Origin of the sequence: Streptomyces sp. NBC_00726, from assembly GCF_045161735.1 — a bacterium.
Taxonomy (GTDB): Bacteria; Actinomycetota; Actinomycetes; order Streptomycetales; family Streptomycetaceae; genus Streptomyces.
Map to the genome: position 1 here is coordinate 1,450,839 of NZ_CP108983.1, position 22,280 is coordinate 1,473,118.

The following is a 22,280-nucleotide window of genomic DNA, read 5'->3' on the forward strand; positions in this document are numbered from 1 at the left end:
TCAGAACGGGTGATCAGTGGTGGCCGTGGCCGCTGGTGATCTCCTTGTACTCCTCGGCGGTGGGCTTGGCGATCTGGCTGTCCTCGCCGTACAGGCTCTTGCTGAGCCGCGCCCGGACCTTGGTGATCCTGGAGACCTTGCGCTCCACACCGTTCTCGTCGACCGTCGGGCCGATTTCGAGCGGCTGGTACTGCTCGTGCGCGGTGAGCTTGTACCGGGCCTCCGGCGACAGCGGCTCGTGGACCTCCACGAACTCACCGTGCGGCAGACGCTTGATGAGCCCGGACTCGCGGCCGTGCAGCACCTTCTCCTTGTCGCGGCGCTGGAGACCGAGGCAGATCCGCCGGGTCGCGATGAACGCGATGACCGGGCCGACGAAGAAGGCGATACGGACGAACCAGCTGATCGAGTTCAGCGAGAGGCTGAAGTGCGTCGCCCAGATGTCGTTGCCGCCGCCGACCAGCATGACGAAGTAGATCGTCACCCAGGCGACACCGAGGGCCGTCCGGGTCGGCGCGTTGCGCGGCTTGTCGAGGATGTGGTGCTCGCGCTTGTCGCCGGTGATCCAGGACTCGATGAACGGCCACATGGCCAGCGCACCGAGCACCACACCGAACAGGACGAGCGGGATGAAGACGCCCAGGACCAGCGTGTGGCCCCAGAGGTTGATCTCCCAGCCCGGCATCACACGGACGAAGCCCTCGGCGAAGCCCATGTACCAGTCCGGCTGGGCGCCCGTGGACACCTGGTCGGGGCGGTACGGGCCGATGGCCCAGATCGGGTTGATCGAGGCGATCGCCGCGATGATCGCGATGAAGCCGAAGACCAGGAAGAAGAACCCGCCGGCCTTCGCCATGTACACCGGCAGCAGGGGCATGCCGACGACGTTCTTGTTCGTCTTTCCGGGACCCGCGAACTGGGTGTGCTTGTGGTAGAAGACCAGGATGAGGTGGCCGACCACGAGCCCGAGCATGATGCCCGGCAGCAGCAGGATGTGGATCGAGTAGAACCTCGCGATGATGTCGCCGCCGGGGAACTCCCCGCCGAACAGGAACATCGAGATGTACGTACCCACGACCGGCGTCGCCAGGATCGCGCCCTGGGTGAAGCGGACACCGGTACCGGAGAGCAGGTCGTCCGGCAGCGAGTAACCGGTGAACCCGGTGAACATGCCGAGGACGAACAGCAGGAAGCCGAACAGCCAGTTGATCTCGCGCGGCTTGCGGTACGCGCCGGTGAAGAAGACGCGCATCATGTGCACGAACATGCCGGCCAGGAAGATGACCGCGGCCCAGTGGTGGATCTGCCGGACCAGCAGACCACCGCGGACGTCGAAGCTGATGTTCAGCGTCGAGGCGTACGCCTCCGACATCCGGATGCCCTGCATGGGCTCGTACGGGCCGTGGTAGACGACCTCGTTCATGCTCGGGTGGAAGAACAGCGTCAGATACACACCCGTGAGGATGATGATGATGAAGCTGTAGAGGCAGATCTCACCGAGCATGAAGGACCAGTGGTCCGGGAAGATCTTGCGCATGTTGGCCTTGGCGAGGGAGTAGATCCCCAGCCGGCCGTCCGCCCAGTCGGCCACCCGCTCACCGGCGGGCGCCTTGCGGTTGCCCGGCGCCGCCGCGCCGGGAGTGTTCGTCGCAGTACTCATCCGCGCTCCCAGAATGCAGGACCGACGGGCTCTTCGAAGTCACCGAGCGCCTGGAGGTTGCCCTCGCTGTTCACGCCGATCCGCAGCTGCGGGAGAGCGTGGCCGGCCGGACCGAAGATGACGCGGGCGCCGTCGGAGAGGTCGAAGGTGGACTGGTGGCACGGGCAGAGCACGTGGTGCGTCTGCTGCTCGTACAGGCTGATCGGGCAGCCGACGTGCGTGCAGATCTTCGAGAAGGCCACGATGCCCTCGTGCGCCCACTCGCGCTCGCGCTTGTCCTTGATGTCGTCCGGCTCGATGCGGATGATCATCAGGGCGGCCTTGGCGATCTGCGTCTGGAAGTCCTCGTCGTGCTCCTCCAGGCCCTCGGGCATGGCGAAGGTCAGCGAACCGACGACCACGTCCTCGGGACGCAGCGGCTCCATCGTGTTCATGTTGACGAGCTGCTTGCCCTCGGCCCACAGCGTCTTGCGGAGCTTCTTCTCCGGCAGCGGGCCCAGGTCGCGCAGCAGCACCACGCCGGAGAGCGGCACCAGGGCCAGCGCGCCGAACATGGTGTTGCGGATCAGCTTGCGCCGGCCCAGCGCGGACTCCCGGGCGCCGTCCGCGAAGTCGGACAGCACCTTCGCCTTGACCTCGGGCGTCGCCTCGATGGCGTGCCGGTCGTCGGCGACCTCCACGTCGGACATCAGGGTGCGCGCCCAGTGGACGGCGCCCGCGCCGATCAGGAAGAGCGCCAGACCCAGGGTCAGGCCCAGGGAGAAGTTGAGCGCGCTGACATGACCGAACGGGAAGATGAAGACGATCTTGTCGACCGGGAAGATGACGTAGGAGGCGATGAAGCCCACCGTCGCCAGCATGGACAACAGGAACATGGTCGCGACGGTGCGCTCGGAGCGCTTCGCGGCCCGCTCGTCGATGTCCTGGATGCGCGGCTTGTGGGCCGGCAGCCCCGGGTCGGCGAACGGGTCTTCGTGCGCCTGGTCTACCGCGCCGTGCGCGGCGCCCTGCTCGTCGGGCAGGTTCTCTTCTGGAATCTCTTGGCTACTCATGACTTCTTGGCCTTAGCGGTGTGGGCCGCGACCCAAATGGCAACTGCGATCAGACCGCCCAGCCCGAAGATCCAGCCGAACAGGCCCTCGCTGACCGGACCCAGGCCGCCGAGAGCGAGGCCGCCGGGCGACTCCGTTTCGGAGCCGTTCACGGTCTTGACGTAGGCGATGATGTCCCGCTTCTGCTGCTCGGGCATCGTCGAGTCCGGGAAGGACGGCATGCTCTGCGGGCCGGTCAGCATGGCCTCGTAGATGTGCTTCTCGCTCACGCCCTCCAGGTCGGGCGCGTACTTGCCGTTCGTCAGCGCGCCACCCTTGCCGGTGAAGTTGTGGCACTGCGCGCAGTTGGTACGGAACAGGTCGCCACCCTTGGCGATGTCCGCACCCTCAGGGCTGACCTGGCTCTTGGTCGGGACGACCGGACCGGCGCCGAGCGACGCGACGTAGGCCGCGAGCTGGTCGATCTCGGCCTGGCTGTAGATGACCTTCTTCTTCGGTACCTGGGCGCCCGGCTGTTGTGCGGGCATGCGGCCCGTACCGACCTGGAAGTCCACGGCGGCGGAGCCCACGCCGACAAGCTGCGGCCCGTCGGTGGTGCCCTGACCGCCGGTTCCGTGGCAGCTGGCGCAACCGACGGAGTACAGCTTCTTGCCCTCGTCGATGGCGAGGGACTGGGCGGTGTCGTCGGCCTGCGCCTTACTCGCGGGCGCGAACGCGGCGTACAGCCCCCCGGTGGCCGCCAGCGCGAGGAGTAGTACGACGACCGCCGCCAACGGATGGCGTCGTCGTGCGGAGAGCTTTTTCACGGATTACCCCGGTGTCAGGATCTTCTGCGTCGATGCTGGATGTGGTTCGGGCTCGGGCCCGGTTACTTGATCATGTAGATCGTGGCGAAGAGGCCGATCCACACGACATCGACGAAGTGCCAGTAATAGGACACGACGATGGCGGCGGTCGCCTGTTCATGGGTGAACCTCTTGGCCGCGTACGTCCTGCCCAGAACGAGCAGGAAGGCGATGAGACCGCCTGTCACATGCAGACCGTGGAAGCCGGTGGTCAGGTAGAACACCGAGCCGTACGGGTCGGAGGACAGCGAGAGGCCGTCCTTCTTCACCAGCTCGGTGTACTCGAAGACCTGGCCTCCGATGAAGATCGAACCCATCACGAAAGTGATCACGAACCAGGCACGGAGCTTCTTCACATCGCCCCGCTCCGCGGCGAAGACGCCGAGCTGGCAGGTGAGTGAGGAGAGCACCAGGATCGTGGTGTTCGTCGCCGAGAACGGGAAGTTCAGGGCGGACGCCATTTCCTTCCAGTGTTCCGGTCCGGTCACCGATCGCAGGGTGAAGTACATCGCGAAGAGGGCCGCGAAGAACATCAGCTCGGAGCTCAACCAGATGATGGTTCCGACGCTGGTGAGGTTCGGCCGATTGACCGACGGGTGCGCGTGCCCGGTTTCTACTGTCGTTGCTGTCGCCACGACCGACATTATGTCGGTCGCTTATCCCGCCCTCACTCCGGGGGGTGCCGTTCGGTGTGTCAGAGGGGTGTGTCCTGCCCGAACGGCCCAGGGAAGCCCGGTGCGAACCGCTACTGACACGCTGTCGGGCGGAGTACGATCCGCGCATCGGACGGCTCTCGCCCACCGAGCGCCCCGAGTGCCCCGAAGACACGGATGTCACGGAGGAACCATGCAGCCGACCGCCACGGTCCTGGTCTACAGCGACAACGCGCACACCCGTGAGCAGGTGAGGCTGGCAGCAGGGCGCAGGCCCGCGGCCGACGTACCGCCGGTGGAGTTCCTGGAGTGCGCCACCCTGCCCGCCGTTCTGGACGCCTTGGAGCACGGGGGCGTCGACGTCTGCGTGCTGGACGGCGAGACCGCTCCGGCGGGCGGGATGGGCGTCTGCCGGCAGATCAAGGACGAGATCTTCCGCTGCCCGCCGGTCCTGGTCCTCATCGGGCGCCCGCAGGACGCCTGGCTGGCCACCTGGAGCCGTGCGGACGCCGCGGTGACGCTGCCGGTGGAGCCGGTGGAGTTCGCGGACTCCCTGGCCGCCCTGCTGCGTACGCGGCTGTCCGTGGGGGCCTGAGCCCCCACGGACGGGTCCCACGGTCAGACCTGGGGGCGCAGCCGCGCCGCCCGGACCGTGTCGACCCGCGGTGCGGTGGTGTCGTTGTTCAGCGCACTGCCCTTCTGCCACTTGGCCCAGGACAGGTTCCAGTCGCCGTAGCCGTTGTCGAAGGGCGTCATCGTCTCGCCGTCGCTGCCGACGACGCTGACGATGTCGCCCTCGCGCACGGTGTTGAAGAACCACTCGGCCTCGCTGGTGCTCATGCCGGTGCAGCCGTGGCTGACGTTGGCGTACCCCTGCGAGCCGGTGGACCAGGGCGCCGCGTGTACGTATTCGCCGCTCCACGTCACCCGGGTGGCCCAGTAGACGTCGAGGTCGTACGAGTCGGAGGACCCGGCGGCGATGCCGATGGATTCCCCGCGCATACGTACGTACTGCTCCTTTCCGAGCACGACCTTGACGCCGTTGCGCGTGTCGAACCCGGGTTTGCCCGTGGTGACTGGGATGGTGTTGATCACTTCGCCGTTGCGGAGCACCGTCATGGAGTGCTCCGAGGCGTCCGTGACGGCCTCGATGCGGTCCCCTGTGGTGATCTTCAGCGCCTTGGCGGGCGCCCCGTAGAGCGAGTTGGTGACCTTTATGCCGGTCAGGTTGGAGCTGACTTCGATGCTGGCCTTCGCCGGCCAGTACTCCTTGGGCCGGTAGTGCAGCGTCTTGTCGTCGACCCAGTACCAGGAGCCGGTGACCGAGGGCGTGGAGCGGACCCGCAGGCCGCGTTCGACCGTGGCGCGTGAGGCGTTGTCCTTGACGGGGGCGCTGAGCGTGGCGACGAGGGGCTGGCCGACGCCGTAGGTGCCCGCCTGGGGGCCGAAGGCGACCTTGAGGAACTTGGTGGCCTTGGCGGTGTCGAAGGACATCGTGCGACTGCCGGGGGCACCGTCGTCGTCCTCCATACGGACCCTGACGGTGTAACGGGTCCCTGCGGCCAGCGGGGCGGTGGAGTGCCACCGGTGTCCGTCGGCGTCGAGTTCGCCCGCCAGATGGCGCCCTGCGGCGTCCACGGCCGTCACGTCGGTGATCCGGCCGTCGTCTGCGTCGACCCGGATCTCCAGGGGCTTGTCGGGGTCGACCTTCTTGCCGCCGTCGGGCGTGTTGAAGGAGACCTCGTCGGCCGCGTCGAACGGCTGCGACGACAGGGGGTGACCATCGGAACTCCCGCAGGCCGCCGCCCCGGCGACCAAGGTCGCGGCCAGCAGAGTGCAGCTCACTACGGGACGGATGCGCGGCGTCTGGTTCATGGACTCACGCTAAGAACATTCGTCCGTTTCAGCGCGCGGGACGACTGCAAACGGGGGGCCGGCCACTTCGTGTCGAAGTGTCGGCCCCCCGTCAGGTGGAGCGGTGTGCTACCGGCGTACCGGTCTCACTGAGTGCGGTTCTCACCGTGGTAGTACTCGAACACCCAGCCGAAGAGGCCGACCAGGAGGAGCGGCGCCGAGAAGAACAGCAGCCACCAGCCGAAGACGACGCCCATGAAGGCGAAGGCACCGCCGATCGCCAGCGAGAGCGGCTGCCAGCTGTGCGGGGAGAAGAACCCCACCTCGCCGGCCTCGTCCGCGACGTCGGCCTCCTTGTTGTCCTGCGCCATCGCGTCGACCCGCCGGGCCGTGAAGGCCAGGTAGAAGCCGATCATGACGCTCAGACCGAACCCCAGGAAAAGCGCGGTGGTGCCGACGGGCTCCTTCGACCACACGCCGTACGTGATGGCCATGATGAGGATGAACAGCGCCAGACCGAGGAACATCTTGCCCTGGATCTTCACTTGCCGGCCTCCTTGCCGCCCGCGAGGGCCTTGTCACCCTCGGAGGCGTGGTCCAGCTGCTCCAGCGCGGTGATCTCCGGGTGGTGCAGGTCGAACGCCGGGGATTCGGAGCGGATACGGGGCAGCGTGAGGAAGTTGTGCCGCGGCGGCGGGCAGGACGTCGCCCACTCCAGCGAACGGCCGTAGCCCCACGGGTCGTCCACCTCGATCTTCTTGCCGTACTTGGCGGTCTTCCAGACGTTGTAGAAGAACGGCAGGATCGACAGGCCGAGCAGGAACGAGGAGATGGTCGAGATGGTGTTCAGCGCGGTGAAGCCGTCCGCGGCGAGGTAGTCCGCGTAACGCCGCGGCATGCCCTCCGCACCCAGCCAGTGCTGCACCAGGAACGTGCCGTGGAAGCCCACGAACAGCGTCCAGAAGGTGATCTTGCCGAGCCGCTCGTCCAGCATCTTGCCGGTGAACTTCGGCCACCAGAAGTGGAAGCCGGAGAACATCGCGAACACCACGGTGCCGAACACGACGTAGTGGAAGTGCGCGACCACGAAGTACGAGTCCGAGACGTGGAAGTCCATCGGCGGCGAGGCCAGGATGACACCGGTCAGACCACCGAAGGTGAAGGTGATCAGGAAGCCGATCGCCCAGAGCATCGGTGTCTCGAAGGACAGCGAGCCCTTCCACATCGTGCCGATCCAGTTGAAGAACTTCACCCCGGTGGGCACCGCGATGAGGAACGTCATGAAGGAGAAGAACGGCAGCAGCACCCCGCCGGTGACGTACATGTGGTGCGCCCACACGGTCACCGAGAGGCCGGCGATGGAGATCGTCGCGGCCACCAAGCCGATGTAACCGAACATCGGCTTGCGGCTGAACACCGGGATCACTTCGGAGATGATCCCGAAGAACGGCAAGGCGATGATGTACACCTCTGGATGCCCGAAGAACCAGAAGAGGTGTTGCCACAGCAACGCGCCGCCGTTGGACGCGTCGAAGACATGGGCACCGAACTTGCGGTCCGCCTCCAGGGCGAACAGCGCGGCCGCCAGGACCGGGAAGGCCAGCAGGACCAGCACACCGGTCAGCAGGACGTTCCAGACGAAGATCGGCATGCGGAACATCGTCATGCCGGGCGCGCGCATGCAGATGATCGTGGTGATGAAGTTGACCGAACCGAGGATCGTGCCGAAGCCGGAGAAGGCCAGACCCATGATCCACATGTCGGCGCCGACACCCGGCGAACGGACGGCGTCCGAGAGCGGGGAGTAGGCGAACCACCCGAAGTCGGCCGCACCCTGCGGGGTGAGGAAGCCGGCCACCGCGAGGATCGAGCCGAAGAGGTACAGCCAGTACGCGAACATGTTCAGCCGCGGGAACGCCACGTCGGGCGCGCCGATCTGAAGCGGCATGATCCAGTTCGCGAAGCCGGCGAACAGGGGCGTCGCGAACATCAGCAGCATGATCGTGCCGTGCATCGTGAACGCCTGGTTGAACTGCTCGTTCGACATGATCTGCGTGCCCGGCCGGGCCAGCTCGGCGCGCATGAAGAGCGCCATCAGGCCGCCGATGCAGAAGAAGGCGAACGATGTGACCAGGTACATCGTGCCGATCGTCTTGTGGTCAGTGGTGGTCAGCCACTTGATGACGACGTTTCCCGGCTGCTTGCGCCGGACCGGCAGCTCGTCCTCGTACGAGTCGTCTGCTGCCGCGGCACCCTGAGGTTCGTTGAGGATGCTCACAGTTTGTTCGTCTCCGCATTCCTGGCCGGGTCAGTCTGCTCGATGCCGGCCGGCACGTAGCCCGTCTGGCCCTTCTTCGCCAGCTCCTTGAGGTGCGCCTGATAGCGCTCCGGGGAGACGACCTTGACGTTGAAGAGCATCCGGGAGTGGTCGACGCCGCAGAGCTCGGCGCACTTGCCGAGGAAGGTGCCCTCCTCGGTGGGGGTCACCTCGAAGGCATTGGTGTGGCCCGGAATGACGTCCTGCTTCATGAGGAACGGCACCACCCAGAAGGAGTGGATGACGTCACGCGAAGTCAGGATGAAACGGACCTTCTCGCCCTTGGGCAGCCACAGGGTCGGCCCCGGGTTGCCGGTCTGCGGGTTCCGGTCGCCCGGGATGCCGACGTCGTAGACGCCGTCCGCACCCTTGGGGAAGTCCTTGCGGAACCTGTCCGGGATGGCGTCGAGCTCCTTGGGGACCTCGTTGCCCGTGGCGGCGGAGCCGTCCACGTTCTCGATGTAGTTGAAGCCCCAGCTCCACTGGTAGCCGACCACGTTGATGGTGTGGGCGGGCTTCGGGGAGAGCGTGAGGAGCTTCGTCTCGTCCCGTGCGGTGAAGTAGAACAACACCGAGACGATGATCAGGGGGACCACGGTGTACAGCGCCTCGATGGGCATGTTGTACCGGGTCTGCGGAGGTACCTCCACCTTGGTGCGGCTGCGCCGGTGGAAGATGACGCTCCACAGGATCAGGCCCCAGACCAGCACGCCCGTGGCGAGCGCTGCCGCCCACGAGCCCTGCCAGAGGGAAAGGATCCGGGGGGCCTCTTCCGTTACCGGCGTAGGCATACCAAGGCGGGGGAAGTCCTTGTACGTGCAACCGGTGGCGGTCGCCAGGATCAGGCCCGCAGTCAGCACCTGCGGCAGCTTCCGCCGCATCGGGCGCCGCGACGAGCGGTCGGAGCCGTTGGGACTCACGTAGCGCCTTCCCGAGAGTCTCGCCCGCACGGTCGGCGCGGCCGTCTCGCTGGTCGGTCGCCGGCCCTGTGCGGGCAGGGGTTTGGATGTTTATGCGGACCAAACCCTACTGGACGCTATTTGGGGTCGCGCGGGGAGGGTGCCCAACGCGCCGCCCGACTCCCCGAAGGGGTGGAATTCGCGCCTCCGGCCGCCATCTGACGCCCCCTCCACCGGGCGGGACAGCCGGTGGAGGGCGGCGGGGCCGGTCCCGGCTAGCGTGGCCGGGTGCCCTACTTCGACGCGGCGTCCGCCGCCCCCCTGCACCCCGTCGCCCGCCAGGCGCTGCTTGCCGCACTGGACGAGGGCTGGGCCGATCCGGCCCGGCTGTACCGCGAGGGACGCCGTGCCCGGCTGCTGCTCGACGCGGCCCGGGAGGCGGCGGCCGAGGCCGTCGGGTGCCGCCCCGACGAGCTCACCTTCACCTCGTCGGGCACCCGGGCGGTGTATTCCGGAATTTCCGGCGCGCTCGCGGGGCGTCGGCGTGTCGGACGCCGTCTGGTGGTGTCGGCGGTCGAACACTCGTCGGTCCTGCACGCGGCGACGGACCACGAGGACCGGGGCGGCACGGTCGCCCGGGTCCCGGTGGAGCGGACCGGCGCGGTGGACGCGGAGACGTTCGGGCGGGCGCTCACCGAGGACACCGCGCTGGCCTGCCTCCAGTCCGCCAGCCATGAGGTGGGCACCGAACAGCCGGTGGCCGAGGCGGCCGGGCTGTGCCGGGCGGCCGGGGTGCCGCTCCTGGTGGACGCCGCGCAGTCGCTGGCCTGGGGCCCGGTGCCGGGGGGCTGGTCGCTGCTGGCGGGCAGCGCGCACAAGTGGGGCGGGCCTGCCGGGGTCGGGCTGCTCGCGGTGCGCAAGGGGGTCCGGTTCGCACCCCAGGGGCCCGCGGACGAGCGGGAGTCGGGGCGGGCGCCGGGGTTCGAGAACCTGCCGGCGATCGTCGCGGCGGCCGCGTCGCTGCGCGCGGTGCGGGCGGAGGCGGACGCGGAGGGGGCCCGGCTGCGGGCGCTGGTGGACCGGATCCGGGCCCGGGTGCCCGCACTGGTGCCCGATGTGGAGGTGGTCGGCGATCCGGTGCGGCGGCTGCCGCATCTGGTGACCTTCTCCTGTCTCTATGTCGACGGGGAGACTCTGCTCGGGGAGCTGGACCGGGCCGGTTTCTCCGTGTCGTCCGGTTCGTCCTGCACCAGCAGCACGCTGACGCCGAGCCATGTGCTCAAGGCGATGGGCGTCCTGTCGGAGGGGAACGTCCGCGTGTCGCTGCCCCGGGGCACCGCGGAGGAGGATGTCGACCGCTTCCTGGAGGTGCTGCCGGGCCTGGTCGCCGGGGTCCGCGAGAAGCTGGACGCACCGGCGGCCGCGGCCTCCTCGCCCGTCCCGGACGACTCACTGGTGGTCGACGCGCTGGGCAAGCGGTGCCCGATTCCGGTGATCGAGCTCGCAAAGGCGATCGAAGGGGTGCCGGTGGGCGGCACGGTGACGGTGCTCTCCGACGACGAGGCGGCCCGGCTGGACATCCCGGCCTGGTGTGCGATGCGCGAGCAGGAGTACGTGGGCGAGGAGCCGGCGGACCGGGGCGCGGCCCATGTGGTCCGCCGGCTCTCCTGACGGGGTGCTCAGGCGAGGTGCGCGTGGACCTCTGCGGCGGCCTCGTGGCCGTACGCCTTGGTGAAGCGGTCCATGAAGTGGGTGCGGTGCAGGGTGTACTCCTGGGTGCCCACGGTCTCGATGACGAGCGTGGCGAGCATGCAGCCGATCTGGGCGGCGCGCTCCAGGCCGACGCCCCAGGCGAGGCCGGAGAGGAAGCCGGCACGGAAGGCGTCGCCGACGCCGGTCGGGTCGGCCTTGGCGTTCTCCTCGGGGCAGCCGACCTCGATGGCCGCCTCGCCGGCCCGCTCGATGCGCACGCCCTGGGCGCCGAGCGTGGTGACCCGGTGGCCGACCTTGCCGAGGATCTCCTCGTCGGTCCAGCCGGTCTTGGACTCGATGAGCCCCTTCTCGTACTCGTTGGAGAAGAGGTACGTGGCGCCTTCGAGGAGGATGCGGATCTCGTCGCCGTCCATGCGGGCGATCTGCTGCGAGAAGTCGGCGGCGAACGGGATGCCGCGGGTCCGGCACTCCTCCGTGTGGCGGAGCATGCCCTCCGGGTCGTCGGCGCCGATGGAGACGAGGTCGAGGCCGCCCACCCGGTCGGCGACGGCCTTGAGCTCGATGAGGCGGGCCTCGCTCATGGCGCCGGTGTAGAAGGAGCCGATCTGGTTGTGGTCGGCGTCCGTCGTGCAGACGAAGCGGGCGGTGTGCAGGACCTCGGAGATCCGCACCGAGCCGGTGTCGACGCCGTGCCGGTCGAGCCAGGCGCGGTACTCGTCGAAGTCGGAGCCGGCCGCGCCGACCAGGATCGGCTTGGTGCCGAGCAGGCCCATGCCGAAGCAGATGTTCGCGGCGACCCCTCCCCGGCGTACGTCCAGATTGTCGACCAGGAAGGAGAGCGAGACCGTGTGCAGCTGGTCGGCGACCAGCTGGTCGGCGAAGCGGCCGGGGAAGGTCATGAGGTGGTCGGTGGCGATGGAGCCGGTGACTGCGATACGCACGGGGAGACGTCTCCTGTGGAGTCGAAGGGGAACGGATGTCCGCGTCCCAGGGGTGACGTGACAGTTCACGCTACCCGCTCCCGTCCGGGCCCGAAGCGGAAAAACTACCCGATAGTAGGGCTTTCTTCGCGGGCTCCGCGGTGCCTACGGTGCCGTATGCCGAATCACATCGCCCCGCGCGAGTACGAGACCGGTCTGGCCGAGCTGCGCGGAGACTGCGCACGGATGGCTCCGCACTGGGTGGCCCCCACGAGGATCACCCCTGCCCGCGTCGCACCCGCCCTGATCCACGGGATCACCGTGCCGCCCGCCTCCGCCCGGCTGCTCGACGCGATGGAGGACAGGCCCTAGGGACCCCGGGGGAACCAGGCGCCTCGCTGATCCGTCCCAACGCTGTCCGCCCCACACGGCGGGCCGTGCGCCGGCCGGGCGCATGACGGCGATGCAGGCGAAGGAGCGATCCGGTGAGCACCGAGCGACCCGACAACGACGTGACCACCACCCGGCGGCGTTCCCCGCTGGTCGCGGCCTCGGTGGCGGCCGCCGTCCTGCTGGCCGGTGGCGGCGGAGCGTACTGGGCCGCGACCGCGGCGGACGGCGGCGACGACACGCGGAGCACCGCGTCCGGCGGGGGCTCCACTCCCCCGCCCCTGGCCCTGGACGACGCCGGTACGCCGACCGCCCCGCCCCGCGAGGGCATCGCCCCCGGCGAGCCCGATCCGCACGGCGGGCGGCTGGTCTACCGCGCGTCCGGGAAGCTGCCGGACGGGCCGGAGAAGGCCGCCGTCCAGCGCGCCGGGGGCACGGTCACGGCCGCCGAGGTCACCCGGCTGGCGAAGGCGCTCGGGCTCTCCGGCATCCCGCAGTCCGAGGCCACCTACTGGAAGGTCGGCTCCGACGGGGACGGCTCGGGTCCGGTGCTGCGGGTGAACAAGCAGGCGCCGGGGAGCTGGACCTTCACCCGGTACGGCTCCGGCTCCACGGACAACTGCAAGAAGGGGGCCGTCTGCTCGGTGGCCCCGGACGGCTCGGGGCAGCCGGTGGACGAGAAGACCGCGAAGGCCGCCGCCGCACCGGTGCTGAAGGCGGCGGGCCAGGGCGACGCGGCGCTCGACGCGCACCAGCTGATGGGCTCGGCCCGGGTGGTCAACGCCGATCCGGTGGTGGACGGGCTGCCCACGTACGGCTGGGCAACCGGCATCCAGGTCGGGCCGGACGGCCAGGTGACCGGGGGCGCCGGAAAGCTGAAGGCCCTGGAGAAGGGCGCCGCCTATCCGGTGATCGGCGCGGCCGAGGCGCTGAAGCGGCTCAACGCGGCGCAGCCGCCGGCCGGGGAGATCGGCGGGTGCGCCTCACCGGCCCCGCTGTCGGACGGGGTGAGCTGCGGGGCGAAGACCGGTGCGGAGCGGCCCGCGACGACGGTGACGGTGACGAAGGCGGTCTTCGGGCTCGCGGTGCACACGACGGGCGGCGAGCAGCTGCTCGTACCGTCGTGGATCTTCTCGGTGCGGCCGGCCGGCGGCACCGGTGACACGGTGACGCAGGTGGCGGTGGATCCGGAGTATCTGAAGCGGGAGCCGGTGCCGGGCACCTCCCCGGACGGCGGCGGTACGGCGAGGGCCCGGGCGGTCCAGTCGTACAGCGCGGACGGGCGGACGCTCGCGGTGACCTTCTGGGGCGGGGTGTGCAGCACGTACACGGCGAGCGCGCGTGCGGACGGGGACACGGTCCGGGTGGCCGTGGAGGAGCGGAGGGCCGAGCCGGGCAAGGTCTGCGTGATGATCGCGAAGGAGCTGACCCGTACGGTCACGCTGGAACGGCCGCTGGACGGCCGGAAGGTCGTGGACGAGGCGTCGGGCTCCGTGGTGCCGCGCGCCTGAGCACCCTCGTACGACGAACGGCGGCCCCGGGACCGGAGTCCCGGGGCCGCCGTCCCGACGCTGTGGCGCGGCTCAGCTGAAGGAGTCGCCGCAGGCGCAGGAACCCGTGGCGTTCGGGTTGTCGATGGTGAAGCCCTGCTTCTCGATGGTGTCGACGAAGTCGACCGAGGCACCGCCCAGGTACGGGGCGCTCATGCGGTCGGTGACGACCTTCACACCGTCGAAGTCCTTGACGACGTCGCCGTCGAGGGAGCGCTCGTCGAAGAAGAGCTGGTAGCGCAGGCCCGAGCAGCCGCCGGGCTGGACGGCGACGCGAAGCGCCAGGTCGTCACGGCCTTCCTGCTCCAGCAGGGCCTTGACCTTGGCTGCGGCGGCGTCGGACAGGAGGATGCCGTCGCTCACGGTGGTGGTCTCGTCCGATACGGACATCTGCTTCTCTCCCGGGTTGTACGGAGACTGCTTGCCGACGTTGCAACCGTCGGGGCCGCGGATTCATTCCGGGCCGAGCGCTTGCCTGTTCCCTTCATGCTCGCACACCCGTCCTGTGGGCGGATGCGTCACATTGACACTTTCGGCATCGTCAAAGTGACGTGAAGCGGCTATGATAGATAGCGTCAATTAGACGAAAAGGCTTTCTCCGCAGAGAAGTACGCAGAAGAAAGGGTGCGAGACGTGACCACGGCCCACCCCCTCCAGGATCTCGATGTCCAGCCGACGCCGCTCGCCCTGCTCCTGCTGGGCCGCGACGCCGACCCCAGGAGCGAGCGCGGTGTCGAGTGCCCCGGCGACCTGCCCTCCCCGTCCGACCCGGACCTGGTGGCCCGCGCCCGCGCGGCCAAGGAGAAGCTGGGCGAGAAGGTCTTCGTCCTCGGCCACCACTACCAGCGTGACGAGGTCATCCAGTTCGCCGACGTGACCGGTGACTCCTTCAAGCTCGCCCGGGACGCCGCGGCCCGCCCGGAGGCGGAGTACATCGTGTTCTGCGGTGTGCACTTCATGGCCGAGTCGGCGGACATCCTCACCACCGACGACCAGAAGGTCGTGCTGCCGGACCTGGCGGCGGGCTGCTCGATGGCCGACATGGCCACCGCCGAGCAGGTCGCCGAGTGCTGGGACGTGCTGACCGAGGCCGGTGTCGCCGAGCAGGTCGTGCCCGTCTCGTACATGAACTCGTCCGCCGACATCAAGGCGTTCACCGGCCGGCACGGCGGCACGATCTGCACCTCGTCCAACGCCGAGCGGGCCCTGGAGTGGGCCTTCGAGCAGGGGGAGCCCTCGGCAGCCAAGGTGCTCTTCCTGCCGGACCAGCACCTGGGCCGCAACACCGCCGTGCGGGACATGGGCATGTCCCTGGAGGACTGCGTCCTCTACAACCCGCACAAGCCGAACGGCGGCCTGACCGCCGAGGAGCTGCGGAACGCGAAAATGATCCTGTGGCGCGGCCACTGCTCGGTGCACGGCCGCTTCTCGGTCGACTCGGTCAACGACGTGCGCGAGCGCATACCCGGCGTCAATGTGCTGGTGCACCCCGAGTGCAAGCACGAGGTCGTGGCCGCCGCGGACTACGTCGGCTCGACGGAGTACATCATCAAGGCCCTGGAGGCGGCCCCGGCCGGCTCGAAGTGGGCGATCGGTACCGAGCTGAACCTCGTCCGCCGCCTGGCGAACCGTTTCGCTCCCGAGGGCAAGGAGATCGTCTTCCTCGACAAGACGGTCTGCTTCTGCTCCACGATGAACCGCATCGACCTGCCGCACCTGGTGTGGACGCTGGAGTCCCTGGCCGAGGGCAAGCAGGTCAACCGGATCGTGGTGGACCCGGAGACGGAGAAGTACGCGAAGCTGGCGCTGGAGCGGATGCTGGCGCTGCCGTAACGGCTCTTTACGCGGAAGGTCCGGACGCGGCCGATTTTGTCCGGACCGGCCCGGAACCCCGTCCCCCGTATCTACGCTGCTGTCCTCATTCGGCGGTGCGGATACGGGGGACAGTCATATGGCGCAGCGCAGCAGGGCCGAGGACCTGGTGGTCGTCGTACCGGGAATCCTCGGCAGCACGCTGGCGGACGCGGACGGGCACGAGGTCTGGGCGGCCTCCGGGAAGGCCCTGGTGCGGGGCATCCGCACCTTCGGGAGCTCGGTCAAGCGCCTGACGCTCCCGGCCGGCCTGGGCGACGGGCATCCCGGCGACGGCGTACGGCCCACCGGGCTCATGTCCGATGTGCACGCCCTGCCGGGTGTGTGGAACCCCGTGGACGGGTACAGCGGTCTGCTGCACTGGCTCGAAGCCGGCTTCACCCTCCGGCGCCGTCTGCCGGGCGAGCCGGCCGACGTCCCGGCGAACCTGGTCGCCTTCGCGTACGACTGGCGGCTCTCCTGCCGCTACAACGCGGAGCGGCTGGCCGAACGCGTGGACGAGGAGCTGGGCCGCTGGCGCGCCTCCCGGCCCGACCGGCGGGACGCGAAGGTGGTCTTCCTCTGCCACTCGATGGGCGGCCTGGTCACCCGGAGCTACGTCGAGAGTTGCGGGGGCGCGGAGGTCACGCGCCGGGTGGTCACGCTGGGGACGCCGTACCGGGGGTCGCTGGACGCGCTGCTGTACCTGGTCAACGGCATGCGGTACGGGATCGGCCCGGTCGGCCTCGACCTCACGGCGTTCGCCCGGAGCCTCCCGTCGCTGCACCAGCTCACCCCGGACTACGCCTGCCTGACGACGGCCGGGGGTTCGGCGCTGCGGTATGCGCGGGAGGTCACGGGGCTGCCCGGGGCCGACGGGGAGCTGCTGAGCCACGCGGGCAGGTTCCACGCGGAGCTGCGGGCCGCCGAGGCCGGTGCGCGGTACGGGGTGGAGTACGTCCCGGTCGGCGGGGTGCGCCAGCCGACGCCGACGACCGCCGAGGCGGAGGGCGGGACACTGCGCGCGCTGCTCACCATCGACGGGGTGGACGAGGGGGGCGACGGGCGGGTGCCCTTTCTCTCCAGCCGCCCTCCGGGGGCGAGGAGGCTCGCGTACACCCCGTGGGAGAAGCACGGCTCCCTCCAGAACAACAAGGCCGTCCGCCAGGCTCTCTACAACTGGCTCACCCCGGAGCCGCCGGTGCACCGGGGCTCGGAGGACGACGATGTGCCGCTCTCGGTGGACGCGCCGGAAGTCCTGGTGGAGGGCGAGCCGTACGAGATCCGGGCCACCGCTTCCCCGGATGTGCCGGGGCACGACCGGGTGGCCGTCTTCGCGGGGGTGGAGGGCGGTCCGACGCGCACGATGACCAACCGGGGCGGCGGGCTGTACACCCTCCGGATCAACGGCCTTCCGGCGGGCGGGCATCGGGTGCGGATCGGGACGCGTGTTCCGGCCAATGTCGTGATGACGGCCCTGGTGCTGGTCCTGGAGCGGGGCCGACGATGACGGGTGCGGCGGGGACGGCGCTCTGCGTGGTGTGCGAGACGTACGCCGGTGACGGGTTTCCCCCGCTCGTGGGGGCGGTGGCCCAGATGGACGAGATCGTGGGGCTGCTGGAAGGACTGGGGTACGAGGCGCGGAAGGTGGGGGGCGGGAATCCTTCGGCGCAGGCGTTCGATGACGAAAGCGAGGAGTGGTCCTCGGGCTGGCTCGCCACGGGTGACTCAAAACCGGCTCTGATCATCTGGTCGGGGCACGGGGTGCGTGTGGACGGCCAGACACGGCTGGTGCTCTCGGACCTGAGGCGCGCCGCCGGATCCGAGCGGTGGCGGACACGCGCGAGGCGGCAGGCGGTCACCGCCGACGATCTGGTCAGCACGGCCCTGGACTCCGGTGCCGAACACGTACTGCTGATCATCGATACCTGTTACGCGGGCGGCGGCGCGGTTCCGGCCCTGGGCCTGGCTCTCAGCCGCTGGGAGGAGGAGTCCGCGCCGCCCGGGCACGCCAAGTGGCTGGGTTTCCTGGCGAGTTGCCGGAGCCATGAGACCTCGGACGGCAGCGGGCCGCTGCTGGCCGCGTTGACGCGGGTGCTGAAGGAGGGGCCCGCGGGCGACGCGTACCGCTCCGCGTGGAGCGCCCGCAACGCGCTCGTCGGCGGCCCCGATCTGCTGGACGCCATCGCCACGCGGTGGGAGGGCGAGGGCCAGACACCGGTCCCCGCGACCGCCGGTGAGTGGCGCCCCGCCTTCCCCAACCCCCTGCACTCCCCCGGCGCCCCGGCCCGGCTGGTGGAGCACCTGGTGCAGGCGGCACGCGGGGTCGGCCACCTGGAGGAGGGCTGGTTCTTCACCGGCCGTACGAGGGTGCTGGGCCGGATCGTGGAGTGGCTGGACACGGACGCGCCCGGCCTGTTCCTGGTGACCGGCCCCGCCGGCTGCGGGAAGTCCGCCGTGCTGGGCCGGATCGCCACGCTCTCGGACCCGGAACAGCGCGCGCGGGCCGTCGAGAACGGGGCGCTGCGCGACGGCGACCCGGACCCGGGCGTCCGGCCGGAACGCACCCTCGCGGCGGTGCACCTGCGCGACCTGACCCCGTCGCAGGCGGCGGTGCGGCTGGCCCGCGCGCTGGGGCTGCCCCGGCCGCGCGGCACGGACGACTTCCGGGCGGAGGTACGGGAGTTGGCGCCGCCGCCGGTCCTGGTCATGGACGGCCTGGACGAGGTGCCGGCCGAGCACACCCAAAGCATGATCGAGGAGCTGGTGTTCCCGTTGAGCCGGTCAGTGCCGGTGCTGCTCGGCTCCCGGGAGCGGGTGTTCCGCAACAGGCTGAAGGACAACGAGACGCTGGTGCAGGCGCTGGCCCGGCACATCGGGGCCGGGGTCACGACGGTCGACCTCGAAGCCGAGCCGCATACACGGGAGGACATCGGCGAGTACGTGCGGCGCCGGTGCGAGGCGGCACCGGTCGCGGAGAGCCTGGCCCGGGAGGCCGGCGCGGCGATCGCGGAACGGGCCACCGATGTCGGCGGCGGCTTCCTGTTCGCCCGCCTGGTCACGAGCACGGTCCTGGCGCGGGTCGCGTCAGGGGAGGACGGGTCGCTGCTGACGGAGCTGCCCGACTCCATCGACGCCGCGTTCGCGAACGAGCTGCGGGCGGTGCCGGCGCGGGTGCGGGACGACGGCACGGTCCTTCCCTCGGCGGCCTGGGACCTGCTGACCGCGCTCGCCTGGACGGTGGGCCAGGGGATGCCGGCCGGCGGCGTGTGGGAGGCGGTGGCCGGGGCGCTGGGCGGGGGCGTGGTCTACGACGAGACCGACGTGGACTGGGCGCTGTCGGCGTTCGGCCGGTACATCGTGGAGGACGCGGAGGAGGGGCAGGCGGTGTATCGCCTGTACCACCGGGAGTTCGTGGCCTACCTCAAACGGCGGAAGGGGCCGGGCGGGGCGGCGGGCGAGGTGGTGTTGCGCACGCTGGTGGACCTGGTGAAGCGGCAGGGGCTGGTGGGTGACTGGTCGGGGGTGGATCCGTATGTGACGCGGGGGCTGGTGGAGCACGCGGTGCGGTGTGGTGAGGCGGGGGTGGCGGTGCTGCGGGGGGTGGCGGACCGAGATGCGGAGTGTGGGCTGCCCTTTCTGGCAAACGCCCTGCACACGTTCTCGGGAAGGCTGGCCAAGGCGGGGCAGCGCGAAAAGGCCCTGCTCCGCTGCCGCGAGGCGGTCCTCCTGTACGAGGATCTCGCCGACCGCCGGCCGGCCGTCCACCTCCCGGATCTCGCCAGTGCCTGCAACAGCCTCTCCAGCCGCCTTGCCGACACCGGGGACCGCCCGGGTGCCCTGGCCCCTGTCCGGAGGGCCGTACACATCCGCCGCACCCTCGCCGCCCAGCACCCCGACGCCTACCTCCCCAACCTCGCGGGCACCCTCACCAACCTCGCCAGCAGGCTCTCGGACACCGGGGACCGCGACGGCGCTCTCACCGCCGCGCGCGAGGCAGTCGCACTCAACCGCACCCTCGCCGCACAACACCCCACCGCATACCTCCACAACAACCTCGCCGGGGCCCTCAACAACCTGGCCGTCCACCTCGCGGGCGCCGGAGACCGCGAGGGCGCGCTCAGCCCCGCACGCGAGTCGGTCACCCTTCACCGCACCCTCGCCGCGCAACACCCCACCACATACCTCCCCGGCCTCGCGAGCGCCCTCACCAACCTCGCCAACCGCCTTTCCGACGTGGGCGGTACGCGCGACGCGCTCACCGCCGCCCACGAAGCCGTACGTATCCACCGCGCCCTTGCCGCGCAACACCCCACCGCGTATCTCCCCGAACTCGCCGGCGCGCTGACGAACCTCGCCAACCACCGCGACAGCGCCGGCGACCCGCACGGCGCCGTCCCACCCGCCCGCGAATCGGTGGAGCACTACCGCACGCTGGCCGCCCAGCATCCGGGCGCCTTCCTCCCCGGCCTCGCCACCGCCCTGAACAACCTCGCGATCTGTCTCGCCGGAACCGGGGACCGCATGGGAGCGCTCGCGACCGCCCGGGAAACGACGGACCTCTACCGCACTCTCGCCGCCCAGAGCCCCGACGCGTTCCTCCCCAACCTCGCCGGCTCCCTCACCAACCTGGCCACCCACCTCGCGAACACCGGCGACCGCCGGGCCGCGCTCGCACCCGCCCGGGAGGCCACCGGCCTCTACCGCAACCTGACCGCGCGACATCCCGATGTCTTCCGTCCCGAACTCGCGGGCGCCCTCAACAGCCTCGCCTCCCGGCAGGCGGACACCGGCGACTCGGGCGGCGCGCTCACCACCGCCCGGGAAACGACGGACCTCTACCGCGACCTCGCCGCCCAGCACCCCGACGCCCACCTCCCTGACCTCGCGGGCGCCCTCAACAACCTCTCCGTCAGGCTGGCCCGCGCCGGGGACCAGGCAGGCGCGCTCACCGCCGCCCACGAATCCGTACGCATCCGCCGCACCCTCGCCGCCCAGCACCCCGACGCCTATCTCCCCGACCTCGCCGCCGCCCTCAACAACCTCGGCAACCACCTCTCCCGGGCCGACGACCCACACGGCGCGCTCGACGCGGCCCACGAATCCGTACGCATCCGCCGCACCCTCGCCGCCAAGCACCCGGACACCTACCTCCCCGACCTCACCGGCGCGCTGCACAACCTCGGCAACCACCTCGCCCAGGCCGGCGACCTACGCGGCGCACTGACCGCCACCCGCGAAGCGGCGGACCACTACCGCCTCCTCGCCGCCCGACACCCCGTCGTCTTCCGCCCCGAACTCGCGAGCACTCTCAACAACTTCTCCGTCGTGCTGGCCGACAGCGGCGACTTGCAAGGCGCGCTCGACGCGGCCCACGAATCCGTACGCATCCGTCGCGCCCTCGCCGCCCAGCACCCCGACGCCCACCTCCGTGACTTCGCCAAATCCCTCCTGAATCTCGCCAACCACCTTGCCGACACGGGGGACCCCTCGGCCGCTGCCCAGGCGTACGAACAGGCCATCGCCGAGCTCCCGGCGGTCGGGCGGCGGGCTCTCGCCCTGGACCGGGACATGTTTCTGCTCAGCCGGGAGGAATGTTCCACCGCGGCCGGCCTGCGAGGTCTCGCCCGGCTGGCGACCGAGCCGGCCGCCGAACCGCCGGACCCGGTGACGTTCGAAGCCCGGCACATCCTCCGTAAATACGTGCGGGAGAACGCTGATCACCTTGCCGCACTGGCAGCCGTCTGGCCCGGCGAAGCCCCCACACCGCTCCCGGCCTGGCTGTCGCTCCCTCCTCAGGCACTGGCCGCGGTCGCCGAATGGCTGGCCGCACCCACCTGGCCCGAGTCGTACGCCTTCTGGGCCCGCAACACCGAGCTGCTGAGCAGCCCCGAAACCACGGTCGCCCTCAGCGAATACGCCCTCCTCGGCCCCGATTCCGCGGCCGACCACCAAGCGCTCCGCGAGGAGATCCTGGCCCGGGGCGCATCCTCCGCCTACCGCCCCCGCATCCTCGGCGAGCAGTTCACCGACTGGGTGGAATCCAGCACCTGGGAGGAGTCCGAGCAGTTCCTCCGCGACCACCCCGGCCTCCTCGGCCTCACCCCGCCCCGTTCCGTACCGGCCGCCCTCCTCCACGCGGCCCGCACCCACGACATCCCCACCGCCTACGCCCTCGTACGCGACCGCGCCGCCCTCCAGCGGTACGTCGACGGCGCCCTCACCACCGGCGACGCCGAAGCACTCCACCACGCGGCCGCCATCGAGGACGAGGTGTACGCCGACCGGCTCTCCGCCCGCACCCACCACCAGGCCGCCCTGCTCCTCGCGGACACCCCCGAGGACGCCGGCCCGGACAGCCTCGCCCCCCTCGTCGCCGACGCGTCGCCCGACGTACGACACCGGCTGATCTCCGAGACCGCCGCGCTGAGCGCGGCCCACGCACCGCGGCACGCCGCGCACTGGGCGCGGATCATTCAGGTGCTGGCCGCCACCGGGTGACGGCCGGGGTTTCCCGGACTCGTCCCCGTACACGGGTGCGGGACAGGCCGTTTCCTTATCACCCGGGGACCGGAA

17 protein-coding genes are annotated in these 22,280 nt (G+C 70.2%); 7 read left to right on the forward strand and 10 right to left on the reverse strand.

Going from position 1 to position 22,280, the window contains the following annotated elements; translation table 11 throughout:
• Nucleotides 1-13: 13 nt before the first annotated feature.
• The 4 genes from OG338_RS06510 to OG338_RS06525 form a co-directional block, all read right to left on the reverse strand.
• Nucleotides 14-1,660 (reverse strand): cytochrome bc complex cytochrome b subunit, encoded by a 1,647-nt coding sequence (locus OG338_RS06510; RefSeq protein ID WP_405936405.1) that lies wholly within the window; start codon nt 1,658-1,660, stop codon nt 14-16.
• Nucleotides 1,657-2,712: a Rieske 2Fe-2S domain-containing protein gene (locus OG338_RS06515; protein WP_405936406.1), complete on the reverse strand. Its 1,056-nt coding sequence runs from the start codon at nt 2,710-2,712 to the stop codon at nt 1,657-1,659. The genes OG338_RS06510 and OG338_RS06515 overlap by 4 nt, the downstream gene beginning before the upstream one ends.
• Entirely contained in the window at nt 2,709-3,518 is an 810-nt protein-coding gene (locus tag OG338_RS06520) for a c-type cytochrome (RefSeq protein WP_405936407.1), read from the reverse strand. The genes OG338_RS06515 and OG338_RS06520 overlap by 4 nt, the downstream gene beginning before the upstream one ends.
• Nucleotides 3,519-3,580: 62 nt before the next feature.
• Nucleotides 3,581-4,201 (reverse strand): heme-copper oxidase subunit III, encoded by a 621-nt coding sequence (locus OG338_RS06525; RefSeq protein ID WP_026171689.1) that lies wholly within the window; start codon nt 4,199-4,201, stop codon nt 3,581-3,583.
• A gap of 202 nt (nt 4,202-4,403) precedes the next feature.
• On the opposite strand from OG338_RS06525, the gene OG338_RS06530 reads away from it, so the two are divergent.
• A complete protein-coding gene (locus OG338_RS06530) occupies nt 4,404-4,805 on the forward strand; it encodes a hypothetical protein (RefSeq protein WP_018104389.1) in 402 nt (133 codons plus the stop codon).
• Between the two features lie 23 nt (nt 4,806-4,828).
• Here OG338_RS06530 and OG338_RS06535 read toward each other — a convergent pair whose 3' ends face one another.
• The 4 genes from OG338_RS06535 to coxB all read right to left on the reverse strand — a co-directional run bounded on the left by OG338_RS06535 (nt 4,829) and on the right by coxB (nt 9,301).
• On the reverse strand, nt 4,829-6,085 hold the full coding sequence (locus OG338_RS06535; protein ID WP_405936408.1) for an Ig-like domain-containing protein: 1,257 nt from the start codon (nt 6,083-6,085) through the stop codon (nt 4,829-4,831).
• A 125-nt stretch (nt 6,086-6,210) separates the two neighbouring features.
• Entirely contained in the window at nt 6,211-6,609 is a 399-nt protein-coding gene (locus tag OG338_RS06540) for a cytochrome c oxidase subunit 4 (protein ID WP_405936409.1), read from the reverse strand.
• On the reverse strand, nt 6,606-8,342 hold the full coding sequence (ctaD, locus tag OG338_RS06545; RefSeq protein WP_330311707.1) for a cytochrome c oxidase subunit I: 1,737 nt from the start codon (nt 8,340-8,342) through the stop codon (nt 6,606-6,608). The genes OG338_RS06540 and ctaD overlap by 4 nt, the downstream gene beginning before the upstream one ends.
• Nucleotides 8,339-9,301, reverse strand: a complete 963-nt coding sequence (gene coxB, locus OG338_RS06550; protein WP_405936410.1) for a cytochrome c oxidase subunit II — start codon at nt 9,299-9,301, stop codon at nt 8,339-8,341. Before coxB ends, ctaD begins: the two co-directional genes overlap by 4 nt.
• A 267-nt stretch (nt 9,302-9,568) precedes the next feature.
• On the opposite strand from coxB, the gene OG338_RS06555 reads away from it, so the two are divergent.
• Nucleotides 9,569-10,951 carry a cysteine desulfurase/sulfurtransferase TusA family protein gene (locus OG338_RS06555; RefSeq protein WP_405936411.1) on the forward strand — a complete coding sequence of 461 codons (1,383 nt, stop codon included), beginning with the start codon at nt 9,569-9,571 and terminating at the stop codon, nt 10,949-10,951.
• Nucleotides 10,952-10,959: 8 nt separating this feature from the next.
• Here the strand turns inward: OG338_RS06555 and OG338_RS06560 are convergent, their stop codons facing one another.
• Entirely contained in the window at nt 10,960-11,934 is a 975-nt protein-coding gene (locus tag OG338_RS06560; RefSeq protein WP_405936412.1) for a carbohydrate kinase family protein, read from the reverse strand.
• A 156-nt stretch (nt 11,935-12,090) separates the two neighbouring features.
• Here OG338_RS06560 and OG338_RS06565 point away from each other — a divergent pair, with 156 nt between their 5' ends.
• Together OG338_RS06565 and OG338_RS06570 are read left to right on the forward strand one after the other, a co-directional pair.
• The gene (locus OG338_RS06565; RefSeq protein ID WP_405936413.1) at nt 12,091-12,285 is read left to right on the forward strand and encodes a hypothetical protein; all 195 of its coding nucleotides are present in this window, start codon (nt 12,091-12,093) and stop codon (nt 12,283-12,285) included.
• Between the two features lie 113 nt (nt 12,286-12,398).
• Entirely contained in the window at nt 12,399-13,814 is a 1,416-nt protein-coding gene (locus OG338_RS06570) for a hypothetical protein (protein ID WP_405936414.1), read from the forward strand.
• Between the two features lie 72 nt (nt 13,815-13,886).
• Here the strand turns inward: OG338_RS06570 and OG338_RS06575 are convergent, their stop codons facing one another.
• Nucleotides 13,887-14,243: an iron-sulfur cluster assembly accessory protein gene (locus OG338_RS06575; RefSeq protein ID WP_018103583.1), complete on the reverse strand. Its 357-nt coding sequence runs from the start codon at nt 14,241-14,243 to the stop codon at nt 13,887-13,889.
• Between the two features lie 234 nt (nt 14,244-14,477).
• On the opposite strand from OG338_RS06575, the gene nadA reads away from it, so the two are divergent.
• The 3 genes from nadA to OG338_RS06590 all read left to right on the forward strand — a co-directional run bounded on the left by nadA (nt 14,478) and on the right by OG338_RS06590 (nt 22,205).
• Nucleotides 14,478-15,686: a quinolinate synthase NadA gene (gene nadA / locus OG338_RS06580; RefSeq protein WP_405936415.1), complete on the forward strand. Its 1,209-nt coding sequence runs from the start codon at nt 14,478-14,480 to the stop codon at nt 15,684-15,686.
• 118 nt (nt 15,687-15,804) lie between these two features.
• Nucleotides 15,805-17,214, forward strand: a complete 1,410-nt coding sequence (locus OG338_RS06585) for a lipase/acyltransferase domain-containing protein (protein WP_405936416.1) — start codon at nt 15,805-15,807, stop codon at nt 17,212-17,214.
• Nucleotides 17,211-22,205, forward strand: a complete 4,995-nt coding sequence (locus tag OG338_RS06590; protein WP_405936417.1) for a tetratricopeptide repeat protein — start codon at nt 17,211-17,213, stop codon at nt 22,203-22,205. Before OG338_RS06585 ends, OG338_RS06590 begins: the two co-directional genes overlap by 4 nt.
• Nucleotides 22,206-22,280 lie beyond the last annotated feature (75 nt).